Here is an 11,826-nt window from a genome sequence, read left to right on the forward strand (position 1 = left end):
CTATCCCTTCGGCTGTTCCTCTGCGATTTCATTGCGTAATTGACCGACTTTATCAATCTCGACTTCAACAACATCGCCAGGTTTCATGTAAAGAGGCGGCGTGCGCTTGAAGCCGACACCGCCCGGCGTGCCCGTGACCAGCACATCGCCGGGGGCAAGCGGGGTGAAGATCGAGATGTAGGTGATCAGCTCCTCGATCGAGAACAGCAGTTCCTCGAGTTTGGCCTGCTGGACGACGACGCCATTGAGCCGGGTCTCGATCTTGAGGTCACCAAGCGGGCCGACCTCATCGGGGGTCACCATGTCGGGGCCGAACGCGCCGGTACCGGGGAAGTTCTTGCCCGGCATGAACTGGTGCGTGTGGTTCTGGAAATCGCGCAGCGAAGCATCGTTGAAGCAGGAGTAACCGGCAACGAACGATGCAGCCTCTTCCTTGGGGATGCGGAAGCCGCTGCGGCCGATGACCACAGCAAGCTCGCCCTCATAGTCGAGCGCCTCGGAAACCGGCGGCCGGCGGATCGCCACGTTGTGACCGATCAGCGTGTCGGCAAAGCGCGCGAACAGCGTCGGATAGGTCTGCTTCGGCCGCCCTGTCTCCAGCCGATGGCCCTCATAGTTGAGGCCGACGCAGATGACCTTGCCCGGCTCGGTGACCGGCGGCAGGTAGGCGATGTCGCCAACCGCATAGTCGGCGGCAAGACCTGCCGTTGCAGCAGGAACCAGCCCGAGCTCTGCCGCCTTGAGATAGGACTTCAGGTCCGGAACGACGGAACCGATACGGGCGCCGAGATCGTGGATACCCTTGCCGGTGACGATGCCGTAGCTCGCCTTGCCCTCGGCTTCGAAAGATACAAAACGCATACTGCTCTCCTTAGGCCCGCATCAGGCCATCGCCCCACATGTTGAGCGTGCGCTCGACATGCGGCCATTCGCGAACCGGACGGTCGTAGACGACCTCGAGTTCGGCTGAAACTTCGATCCAGTTGCCGTCCGGATCGACGATGAAGATGAAGATGTTGTTGCCCGGCGCGTGGCGCCCCGGTCCCCACATCAGCTTGATCTCGCGGTCGGCGAAACGATCGCACCAGTCGCGGATCGTGGTGAAGTCGCCAGCCTCGTAGGAGTGGTGATCGATGCCCGAGCGGTCGCGATGGAGGAAGCAGGCCAGCGTGTGGTGCTCATGGTTGGAGCGCATGAAGCAGGTCATCACCTCGCCATCGTCGCCAAGCACGCGGTCCGATACCGCAAATCCGAGCATGCCGGCATAGAAGCGCTCGATGGCGCCGATGTCCTGCGAAGCAAGCGTCAGGTGCTGGATCGGGCCGTTGATGCCGCCCTTGATCTCGTCGCCACCCTTGGCCATGCCGAACACGACCTGGTTGCCGTCGGGATCGCGAACCACGAAGGCACCCGGTCCGAGCAGCGGCGTCGAGAAGGTGCGCGGGTCGAGGCCTTCTTCGACGGCACGATCGCGAATGCGCTTGAGCCCGGTCTCGTCGCGGCAAGCAAAGGCGGCATGCGCCAGCTTCTTGGCCGGTCCCTTGCTGATCAGTACCCGGCGGCGTGGGCCGCGGCAGATGATGACGTCGCCATCGCGCTCCATCACCGGCATATCCATGGTGTCGCTATAGAACTGCGCCAGGGCGTCCGGATCCGGGCTGTGCAGGTGGATGTGGTGCAGATAAGCACCCGCCTCAACGGTCGTAAGCTTCATGTTGATCTCCTATAACTCCATTGTGATAATTTGGCACAGCATGTCAATCTAAAATTCTCATTTTTTGACTATTCCGCCTTAATAAACCAACAACATCGAACCAAACAGGCCGCACGACAGGAGCCACCCCCACACCGGCTCGCAGAGCTGCCGCGAGTCAGCGCTCGCCGCTGCTGCCAAGCCGGGCCGCGAACCAGGAAGCCAGGATGGGCAGGATGACCGATGCAGCGATGAAAACAGGGGCGGCACCCCATCGGTCGAAGACGAAGGCCGCTGCGGCGACACCCGCGGTTTGCCCGAAGAACAACGACGATGCGTAGATCGCCACTCCTGTCCCCCGTGCCTCCGGCGCCATCTGGGTGGCGCTCACCTGCAGCGTGTTGTGCAGCATGTAGAAGCCGAGCCCCATTGCCGCGGTTAGCACGGGCGCCAGCCATACCGTCGGCATGACGCTGAGCAGGCCGAAGGCGATGGACAGCACCAGCCCGCCACGGCGCGCCAGCCCCGCTGCACCCAACCAGTCGAGCAAGCGCTGGGACGTGAAGGAAAAGACGAGCCCGCCCAGGCCGAATGTGGCCACGACGACGCCTGCACCGCCGACGCTCAGCCCGTAGTCGAGTTGCAAGTAGCTTGCCAGGAAGGCCATGGCGCCGAACACGGCGAAGCCTTCGATGAAAACAGCGGCGAGGACGATGCGTACCCAGCCGTCGCGCAGCAGCCCGCCCATCCGCTTGAACAGCGCTACCGGACCCAGTTCCTGCACGACCGACTTGGTCTCTGCCTTGCGCCTAAGCCAGAGTTCGAACAGCATCGCCGCGCCGACGGCGAATTGCAGGCCCGCAATGACCAGGAAAACGCTGCGCCAGCCCATGAATTCGGCAAGCACGCCGCCGATCGCCTGGCCGAACACCACTCCGAGGATCTGGCCGGGCAAAAAACGGGCGAGCACATTCTGGCGCTGCTCGAAGTCGACAGAATCGCCGATCCAGGCCAGCGCCATCGGCATGATGGCCGCGGCAGCCGCGCCCGACGCCAGGCGGGCAAGGGTCAAGGCGTCGATCGAGACGGCGTAAACGCACAGCAGCGCGCCGAAGCCCGAAAGCAGCGTCGCCACCGTGGCGGTCCGGAATTTTCCGAAGCGGTCGCCGATCAGGCCGCCGACGAGTTGAAACATGCCGTAGGTGATCGAAAAGGCGATCACCACATTGGCAGCGACGCCGGTGCTGACACTGAACTCGCTGCCGATCGCCGGCAGAAGCGGGTCGGCGACGCGGATGGAGGCGGCGCTGGCAAAGGCGGCGAGCGACAGGAGCGCAACCGCGCGCCATGGAATAGGCGCGCGCGCCACATCGGCCGCGGGCCTGGTCTGTTCGACAAGCATGGCTGTTATCCGGACTGGAACAAGTGCCCGGCAGGCCGCCGCCGCGAGGCAGTTTTGACGAGAGTACGGCGGCTATGTGCTGAAGCGATCGCCGCCATCAAGCAGCGATCGCCAGTTCGTCAGCAACTACTTCGCGAAGGCTTCGCCAAAGAAGCCGCGCATGGCGTCCCACGAACGGCGGTCGGCCTTTTCGTGGTAGCTGACGCCGGGAATGCCCGCGCGGTCGGCATAGATGTTGGTGAAGCTGTGTTCGGCCCCACCATAGACGTTGACCTGCCAATCGGCATCGGCATTGCGCATCTCGTCCTGGAAAGTCGAGATCTGGGTATCGGGAACGATACCGTCGCCGCCGCCGGTGCAGACGAGCACCTTGGCCTTGACCGCGCCCTTCTTAGCCGGCTCGACAGCATCGAGGTTGCCGTGGAAGCAGACGACGCCTTTCAGGTCGGCGCCGTCACGGGCAAGTTCGAGCACCGAGATGCCGCCAAGGCAGAAGCCGATCGCACCCATGCGCGAGGAATCGACCTCGGGATGGTTGGCGAGCTGCTCGAGACCGGCAAGCAGACGGTCACGGAAGCTGCGCGAGTTGGCGCGCATTTCGCCGACGATCGGCAGCGCCTCGCCCAGGGCCTTTGGCTGGAAGCGGTCGCCGAACAGGTCGATAGCGAGCCCGACATAACCGAGTTCGGCCAGCCGGCGGGCCCGTTCCTTGGGCTGCTCGCCCAGGCCCCACAGGTCGTGGATCACCAGGACGCCCGGGCGCTTGCCCGTCTGCGTCTCGTCATAGGCAGCATATGCGCCGAAACTCCGCCCCGTGTGGTTGTAGTCGAACTCTTCGGTCCGCATGGCACATGCTCCTCAGTTGGAAATGAACTAGCCGTTGGGAGGCCGGACAACAACATCCGGCCTCTGGGTTGAAGCTTCAGGCTGCGAGCAGCCGCAGCGCCTCGGCTGCCTTCATGCCTTCGCGCACGCCCTTCTGGCGAGCGAGATCGTTGGCTGCCGAGATGATGCCGTCCTCGTAGGTGCTGACGCCATCGCCGATGCGCGCCGACATGGACGATACCGCGGCAGCAGCCACGCCGATGGCGTTGCAGGCCGGCAGGCCGCCGATGCCGGTGTGGTTCTTGGCCATGCCGGCATCGTTGCCGATCCAGCCCTTGACCTTCCACTTCTTGACCAGGTCGGCGGCGATCGAACCCGAATGCGCGCCCCAGGCGATCACGTCGTTGCTGTGGTCGTCTTCCGGCAGCAGGTTGGTCAATGCCGAGGAGGCGTAGATGCGGCTGCTGCCGACCTTGTCCCTCTCGAACACCTTCTTGTCGAACGGAACGGCGACGTCGCTCGGGTTTCCGGCATGGGCGGCGAGCAGAAGCTTGGCTGCCTCGGTCACGTTCTGGCCCGGCTTCACGCCGAGGGCGAGCGCCTGGGCATTGGCGTGGCTGATGATGCCGGCTGCCATCGAGCGGCCGTTCGAGATCGATGCCGACAGGCATTCCACGGCAGCAACGGGGAAATCATGCTTTTCGCCGAGATACAGCGCGCCGATGCCGGCGTCGTCCTTGCCGATACCTGCATTGTGGGCGATCATCGCCTTGACGCCGGTCTTGATGGCATGCGGCAGGTTGGCAGCGCCGCAGTAGGAGCCGGCAATGACGACGTCGTTGACGGTGATGCTCTTGTCGTAGATGTAGAGCAGCGAGTCCATCGCCACCACATTGCCGTTCGAGCTCTTGTAGATGGCCTCGACCGTCTTCAGTCCGATTGGTGCCGGATCCGGGTCCGTTCCCATGGCCTGGGCCAGTGCGTTGCCCTTGTAAGCGAGCAGCGAAGCTGCGGCGAGTACCGCGGAGCTGCCCAGGAATGTGCGACGGTTCATAGCGTTTCCCCTTGATGTATCACTTCTGGACGATGGTGAAGTTTTGCCGTCCGGTGAACTTCCACATTTCTCATAATTGAATAATCTCATTACAAGTCAACATCATATTATCATTTTACGATATTTTCTTTATAATTATTGCGCTGCATTATAACATTGTTGCGCTGCACTATGCCAGCCTGGCTTGCTCGACGATCTCGACACGCCCGCGGTCCGGCACCTCGACGAAAGCAATGCGGACGCCGGGTCGCGCCTGCTTCGGCTCGACGAGAAACCGCGCGCCCTTGCGCCGCAGGTCGTCGATGTCCGTATCGAAGGTATCCGTGGCAAGCGCAAGATGCTCCAGTCCGTTGCGGTCGGGCTCGGTCTCGCCCTCGGGCGCCTGCTCGACATAGATCAGTTGCCCGGCCAGGCGTATGACGACGCGAAGGCCGTTTGCCGTGATGCTGGACGACAAGCGCTCCGCCCCGAACATGTCGACATAAGCCTGGGCGGCAGCCTCCGGCTCCCGGTTCCAGCAATGAAGATGATCCAGCGTGAACATCGCCCTACCCTGCAAGGCCGCATCCGCGGAGATGCCTGCCTCTCCTGACCGTCACTTGTAGTTTGCCGCGACCTCGAGCGCCGATATGGGAGCCGCCGTCTGGCTCGCCAGCTCAAAGTCGAGTTCGTTCGGGCTGACCAGGACGCAATCCTCGTCGGCATAGATCCACTGGCCCGGGCTGAACAGGGCTCCGCCGAAATTGACGACGCCATTGCCGACGCCTGAAACCGGGTCCCAGCCACGCCGGGCCGTCGCGCCCAGCGCCTTGACCCCAAGGTCGAGCTCGTCGATGGCGCAGGTGTCGCGCACGGCACCATGGATGATCACGCCGGCCCAGTTGTTTTCGACGGCGACACTGGCGATGCGGTCGCCCATCACGCCGACCTTGAGCGAACCGCCGCCGTCGACGACGAGAACCTTGCCCGTGCCGTCGGCCTTGAGCGCGTTCAGCACCGGCAGGTGGTCCTCATGCGTCCATACCGTGGCGCATTGCCCGAAGAAGCGCTTGCGGCGGCCGAAGCTGCGGAACTGCAGTTCGCACACGTGCAGGGTCTGGTGGTAGTGATCATAGAGATCGGCGGTCGTCATTATCATCGTCGTGTCGCCTTCAGTTGGAGAGCGGGGCGTTGCATGTCGTTGTCCGGCGTCCGGCCATCGCCAGCGCCGTACGGCTGGCCGGCGTGCGGCCCAGGACGCCTGAAATCTGCCTCCCGGCCTCGACCAGCGCTTCGAGGTCGACACCGGTCTCGATGCCGAGCCCCTCAAGCATGTAGACGAGGTCCTCGGTCGCAAGGTTGCCCGCGGCCCCCGGCGAATATGGGCATCCACCCAGACCAGAGACAGAGCTGTCGACCACCGAGATGCCAAGTTCGAGGCATGTCAGCGTGTTGACCAGCGCCTGGCCGAACGTGTCGTGAAAATGGACTGCCACCTGCTCGAGCGGAATGGCAGCGATGGTGGCCGCGGCCATGGCCCTGGCGCGGCCCGGCGAGGCAGCACCTGTCGTGTCGCACATGGAAACTTCGTAGCAGCCCATTTCGGTGAGCGCGGCAGCGAGTTCGGCAGCCACGCCGGGCTCGACCCAGCCCTCATACGGACAGTGCACGGCACAGGAGACATAGCCCCTCACCCGCATCCCGTGGGCCCGCGCTCCCGCCGCCACTTCGGCGAAGCGGGCAATGCTTTCGGCGCGCGGCGCGTTGAGATTGGCGCGCGCAAAACTCTCGGTCGCGGCGGCAAAGATGGCCACGGTGCGTGCGCCGGCCGCCTTGGCCAGTTCCAGTCCCTTGAGGTTAGGCACCAGCACCGGCATTTCGACATCGAGGGTGGAGCGAAACTGCGCCACGACACGATCAGTATCCGCCATCTGCGGCACCCAGCGCGGGGCCACGAAACTGCCGGCCTCGATCGTCCGCAGTCCGGCGGCGACCAGTCGCTCGATTAATGCGACCTTGGCGGCGAGGGGCACCAGACCCTTCTCGTTCTGGAGGCCGTCGCGCGGCCCGACCTCCACGATCCTGACCGACTTGGGCAGCGCCCCGCCAGAGGCGCCAACAGTGCTTTCGACGGTCATGACACCCCGTCCTGCCGCAGCCGCGCAATCTGGTCGGCATCGTAGCCGAGCCGACGGGACAGGATGTCGTCAGTGTCGGCGCCGAGTTCGGGACCGGTCCAGCGGACACGACCGGGCGTCGCCGAGAGCTTGGGGAACACCCCTTGCATGGTGACGCTGCCGAATGTCGGATCGGGAACTTCCAGCACCGCCTCACGCGCCCTGAAATGCGGATCCTCGGCCACCGCCTGCGCGTCGTTGACCGGACCGGCGGGGATGCCGTGCTCGTCCATCAGTTGCAACAGTTCGGCCTGCGTCTTCGTCGCGGTCCAGCCGGCGATGATTTCGTCGAGTTCATGCTGGTAGCGGCCGCGCGCCGCATGACTGGCAAATCGTTCGTCGATGGCGAGCTCCGCCGCATCCATTGCCAAGGCCAGTTCCTTGAACAGGCCGTCGGCGTTGGCGCCGATCAGCACCGGCTGTCCATCAGCTGTAGGATAGAGATTCGAGGGCGCAATGCCGGGAAGGATCGGCCCGGTACGCTGGCGGATCGAACCTGTTTCAGCGAATTCGGGAACGACGCTTTCCAGGACCCCAAGCACGCTCTCAGCAATCGACACGTCGACATCCTGCCCCAGGCCCTGCCGGCCCGGGCGGGCGACCAGCGCCGACAGCACGCCGATGGTGGCGTAGAGACCGGCAAGCGAGTCACCGATCGAGATACCGACGCGCGTCGGCATCCTGTCGGGATGGCCGGTGAGGCTCCTGAGTCCGCTCATCGCCTCGGCTATGGCGCCGAAACCGGCGCGGTCGCTGTAGGGTCCGGTCTGGCCGAACCCCGACACGCGGGCAACGATGAGCTTGTCGTTTTCCTGGCGTAGCGTCTCGGGTGAAAGACCCCAGCGCTCCAGAGTGCCCGGCCGGAAATTCTCGATCAACACGTCCGCATCGCGGACCAGTTCGCGAACGATCTGCTGTGCTTCGGGTTTGCGGAGGTCGAGCGTGATGGAACGCTTGTTGCGGCCGATGACCGGCCACCACAGCGAACGTCCGTTGGTGGCCTTGACGGCGCCCCACTGGCGCATCGCGTCGCCGACTACCGGCGGCTCGACCTTGATCACCTCCGCCCCCATGTCGGCCAGAAGCTGGCCGCAGAAGGGGCCGGCGATGAACGAGCCGAGCTCGACCACGGTGATGTGCGACAGCGGCCCGCTCGGCTGCGCCGTTGCCAGGTCGCACCCTGCCGACCGCTCGTCCTCGACGTGCGCGCTCATCGCAACTCTCCTCCACAGATTGGATTGCCGCGGCCTCCACCGCGGCATCGTGATCGGCGATCAGCCGCCGATCTTGGCGCCTTGCTCCTGGTAGAAGCGGATGGCGCCGGGGTGGTAGGGCAGCGCGGTGTCGGTGCACAGCACCTGCGCGCTGATCGGCGAGGTCAGCGGGCTGTAGGGCGGCGGGTACATGCCCTCGACCTCCGAGGCATGCTGCACGATCGCCTGGGTGACGAGATAGGCATAACGCTCGGGCAGGTCGCGGCGGCAATACAGGCACCAGCCGCTGAAGTCGATGCAGGCCACGTCCTGGTCCTGCAGGCGGAACTTGCCGGCCGGCAGGGTCGCCGCCCGGGCGCCGTACTTGGCCTCGAGCCGCTTCAGCACCGCTGCGTCGACCGACAGGAACTGCATGTCGACGGCGTCGGTCATGTCCTTCCACGGCTTGGTCATGATCGCCTCGTCGAAGATCGCGTCGAGGTCGCCGTCGCGCAGCTTTTCGATGCGGCTCTTCTGCTTGACATGCACCGCCAGCGCCTCGATCGGCGCCCGGTCGGAATCGATCACCTGGCCGCCCCAGGCCTCGATGTCGGCAAGGCTGAAGCCGTATTCCTCCAGCACCTTGTCGATGATCCAGCCGCCGGGATGATCCATGCCGCGCGGCGGGATGCCGACGCGCAGCGGGATCTTGCGGTCGCGGATCTGCTCGATGCTGGTGATGCCCAGGTCCTTGCGCACCATCATCGTCGAGACATCGTGGTGCGGCAGCACGGCCAGCGCCACGAGGTCGAGTTCGTGGCTGGAGGCGACCTTGGCCTCGCCGATCGCCTTGACCAGCCAGGGCGGCGAGGACATGCCGGTGTGATAGACGCCGCGATGGACCAGTTCGGGTCCTTCGAAGCACATCTGGCCGGCATGCTTGGTGTGGGTCGAGATCGTCGACCCCTTGGGCAGCGGGCTGTGATAGCCGTTCAGCGCATGCGCCAGCACCGCGCCCAGCCGCAGCCAGTTGAAGCCCGGCGTCAGCATCTTGAATTCGACCGGATGGTCGTCGTCGAGAATGATCAAGGGTAACCTCTCCTAATATTGGCCTGGTGCGGTGGGCGAGGCGGATGTCAGGCAGACTTGCCCGGCACGTTCGGCCAGTCGTGGACGAGATCGCTCCACTTCATGATGCCGACGCCGGGCGCGCCCATCATCAGCGACTTGTCTTCGGGATAGGGCTCCCAGGTGCAGATCTCGAGCTTATGGCCTTCCGGGGTCATGAAGTAGAAGGTCGTGCAGTCGATGCCGCGGTGACGGTAGGGACCGGACACCGGGATGATCTTCTTCAGGCGCTCGAAATTGGCTTCGAGGTCCTTGGCGGTGACCTTGAAGGCGACGTGCGGGGCGATGTTCTCGTCGTCCTTGCTGACGGTCATCTCGCCTTCCGGCACTTCCGTGCACTGGAACAGCACGTTGCCGACGCGGATGAAGATGTGCGGCACGCGACCCATGTTGCGGTCGGTCTCGTCAAAGCCGGCATAATAATACGGCACGCCGCCGAGAACCTCGCGCACGAAACGCTCCATCACCGCGATGTTGCGCGTCGGAAGCGCGAAGTGATCCACGCTCGCGAGGCCGAATGCATTCTCGTCGCTCTTGTCCCGCTCGCCGGGCGCCATGGTCCTGTTCTGTAGACCGATCTCAGTCGTTGACATGTTTGTTTCCTCCTTTAGCTGAGAACTGTTTCGGCATCCCTGCCACGCCGGAGCAATTGGCCGACACGCGCCGCGCGCCTGCCCAGTGCCTGTGCCGCGGTTTGGTCCGCCTCCGATGGCCGCACCCGCACGCCCTGCACCTTCGAGGTCGCAGTGGCGCCATAAGGAGAGCCAGCATCTTCAAAAATCGCTGCCGTGTAACCCGGCGAAGCCATCACCATGCCCAGATGGGTCATCGCCACGGCGAGCGACATCAGGGTCATCTCGTGGCCGCCATGCGGCGTCGACGCCGTGGTGAAGGCAGCGCCAACCTTATCCTCGAAGGCCCCTGCCCGCCACAGCGTGCTCAGTCCGTCGATGAAGCACTTCATTTCCGCCGACATGGTCCCCATCCGCGTCGGACAGCCGAGAACCAGCACGTCGGCACCGGTCACGTCGTCGGCGGTTGCCACCGGGCAGGCCTGGATGACGGCGAACTTGGCGCCGATGCGCTGATCTTCCAGCAGCGTGCGCTCGTCGCGAAGCTCCGGCACCCGCCGCAGCTCGACCTTGACCTCCGGCCCGAGCGCTGCACCCGCCGCAACGGCTTCTGCCAGGCAGTGCGTGTTGCCGCTCCAGGAGTGGAACAGCACCAGCACGCGCAACTGGCTCCGGCCCGTGCGGGCGGCCTCGTCGTTCGTGGTTGGGTTGCTCGTCATTTCCATATCATTCTCATAATATGGAAATCTCAGCATGTCCATATCAAACTTATTATCAATTTTTAGTCACAGAGGCTCCCGATCAGCTAGCCCCCGCGGCCGGATCTATCGGCGCATGAGCCCCGGCGAACGACATAAAGAAGAGCGCCCAATCATGGAGGACGTGGGCTCCGATAGACACAGCCAAATTGCCGGTCAACAGATAGGAGACGGTCATCACCAAGCGTGCGACGCCGATCACGCCAAAGCACTGGATGACGTTCCACCCGTAGGTTGGCAGGTGCATCGCCGCAAACAACAGCGTCGAAACGACGACGCCGGCGACGAGACTGCGAGACCTCGACCAGTGCAATCGCTGGAAGCAAAACCACATTACGGCGAGGAGCGGAAGGATCGTGACGGTCTCCTCGCCAACGAGCTGTATCCCGGAACGTACCAGGAGCAGCGCGAGGTCTGTGGAACTCAGTTCAGATACCAACACCGGATTCGCAGTCATCGTGGTCAGAAAAGTCAGGATCAACCCAGCTGCGAATGACACCACCAAGGTCAACAACCCGAACAGGATCGTGAGTCCGAATTCCCTGGGCCCGTAGCGACGGAACAGGGACGTCCAGGCGCCGCCCACCCAAGCCAGGGCAGCAAGCGGGATCACACTGAACAAGATGACGGGGATGAAGTTCAATGGAAAACCAGGGAGCGGCAGCAACACCAGCTGCAGATAGGCGACAAGTACCGCGCCAAGCACCAATAGCCACCCACGCCCGCCCAACTCGGCCGGAAGGCCGTTGTAGAATGGAAAGTCCGGTTTTACGCCCATCTGCTTATCTCTTGTCCCGACGCTGCAAATCGCCTGCAAGACCGCTCCCGGCGATGACGATCAACACACCATCTTTATTCCACTGTGACTTTCCATTAAACCGCAAGAATCGGAACATAATGATATCAAAGCGGTGCGAGGGCATTTAATTTGATAATTAGCAGTTAATTGCGATAATCGTCACTTGATTTTGGCACTTGATGCGAGAATGTTCGACCGCATGTTTTTGCGTTCGGGAACAACGATGTCTGATCCCCTGGTCGATGA

Annotated in this window: 13 protein-coding genes; all 13 read right to left on the reverse strand. The window is 63.6% G+C overall.

Annotated elements, in window-relative coordinates; genetic code table 11:
- On the reverse strand, positions 1 to 861 hold the full coding sequence (locus GGR00_RS21375; protein ID WP_184701012.1) for a fumarylacetoacetate hydrolase family protein: 861 nt from the start codon (positions 859 to 861) through the stop codon (positions 1 to 3).
- A gap of 10 nt (positions 862 to 871) precedes the next feature.
- Positions 872 to 1,714, reverse strand: a complete 843-nt coding sequence (locus GGR00_RS21380) for a VOC family protein (protein ID WP_184701014.1) — start codon at positions 1,712 to 1,714, stop codon at positions 872 to 874.
- A gap of 157 nt (positions 1,715 to 1,871) precedes the next feature.
- Positions 1,872 to 3,095, reverse strand: coding sequence for an MFS transporter (locus GGR00_RS21385; protein ID WP_184701016.1), 1,224 nt, complete (start codon positions 3,093 to 3,095; stop codon positions 1,872 to 1,874).
- A 126-nt stretch (positions 3,096 to 3,221) separates the two neighbouring features.
- Positions 3,222 to 3,941 (reverse strand): dienelactone hydrolase family protein, encoded by a 720-nt coding sequence (locus tag GGR00_RS21390; RefSeq protein ID WP_184701018.1) that lies wholly within the window; start codon positions 3,939 to 3,941, stop codon positions 3,222 to 3,224.
- 76 nt (positions 3,942 to 4,017) lie between these two features.
- Complete coding sequence (locus GGR00_RS21395) at positions 4,018 to 4,974, reverse strand: hypothetical protein (protein ID WP_184701020.1); 957 nt, start codon at positions 4,972 to 4,974, stop codon at positions 4,018 to 4,020.
- Between the two features lie 169 nt (positions 4,975 to 5,143).
- Positions 5,144 to 5,518, reverse strand: a complete 375-nt coding sequence (locus GGR00_RS21400; RefSeq protein WP_184701022.1) for a VOC family protein — start codon at positions 5,516 to 5,518, stop codon at positions 5,144 to 5,146.
- Positions 5,519 to 5,569: 51 nt separating this feature from the next.
- Positions 5,570 to 6,112, reverse strand: coding sequence for a ribonuclease E activity regulator RraA (gene rraA / locus GGR00_RS21405; protein ID WP_210315103.1), 543 nt, complete (start codon positions 6,110 to 6,112; stop codon positions 5,570 to 5,572).
- A 13-nt stretch (positions 6,113 to 6,125) separates the two neighbouring features.
- Positions 6,126 to 7,091: a hydroxymethylglutaryl-CoA lyase gene (locus GGR00_RS21410; protein WP_184701024.1), complete on the reverse strand. Its 966-nt coding sequence runs from the start codon at positions 7,089 to 7,091 to the stop codon at positions 6,126 to 6,128.
- Positions 7,088 to 8,344 carry a CaiB/BaiF CoA transferase family protein gene (locus tag GGR00_RS21415; RefSeq protein WP_184701026.1) on the reverse strand — a complete coding sequence of 419 codons (1,257 nt, stop codon included), beginning with the start codon at positions 8,342 to 8,344 and terminating at the stop codon, positions 7,088 to 7,090. The genes GGR00_RS21410 and GGR00_RS21415 overlap by 4 nt, the downstream gene beginning before the upstream one ends.
- A 60-nt stretch (positions 8,345 to 8,404) precedes the next feature.
- Positions 8,405 to 9,412 carry a TAXI family TRAP transporter solute-binding subunit gene (locus GGR00_RS21420; protein WP_184701028.1) on the reverse strand — a complete coding sequence of 336 codons (1,008 nt, stop codon included), beginning with the start codon at positions 9,410 to 9,412 and terminating at the stop codon, positions 8,405 to 8,407.
- Positions 9,413 to 9,459: 47 nt separating this feature from the next.
- Complete coding sequence (locus GGR00_RS21425; protein WP_184701030.1) at positions 9,460 to 10,044, reverse strand: VOC family protein; 585 nt, start codon at positions 10,042 to 10,044, stop codon at positions 9,460 to 9,462.
- Positions 10,045 to 10,058: 14 nt separating this feature from the next.
- Complete coding sequence (gene wrbA / locus GGR00_RS21430) at positions 10,059 to 10,742, reverse strand: NAD(P)H:quinone oxidoreductase (RefSeq protein ID WP_184701032.1); 684 nt, start codon at positions 10,740 to 10,742, stop codon at positions 10,059 to 10,061.
- Between the two features lie 82 nt (positions 10,743 to 10,824).
- The gene (locus tag GGR00_RS21435; protein ID WP_184701034.1) at positions 10,825 to 11,559 is read right to left on the reverse strand and encodes a CPBP family intramembrane glutamic endopeptidase; all 735 of its coding nucleotides are present in this window, start codon (positions 11,557 to 11,559) and stop codon (positions 10,825 to 10,827) included.
- Positions 11,560 to 11,826 lie beyond the last annotated feature (267 nt).

Origin of the sequence: Aminobacter aganoensis (assembly GCF_014206975.1) — a bacterium.
Lineage (GTDB): Bacteria > Pseudomonadota > Alphaproteobacteria > Rhizobiales > Rhizobiaceae > Aminobacter > Aminobacter aganoensis.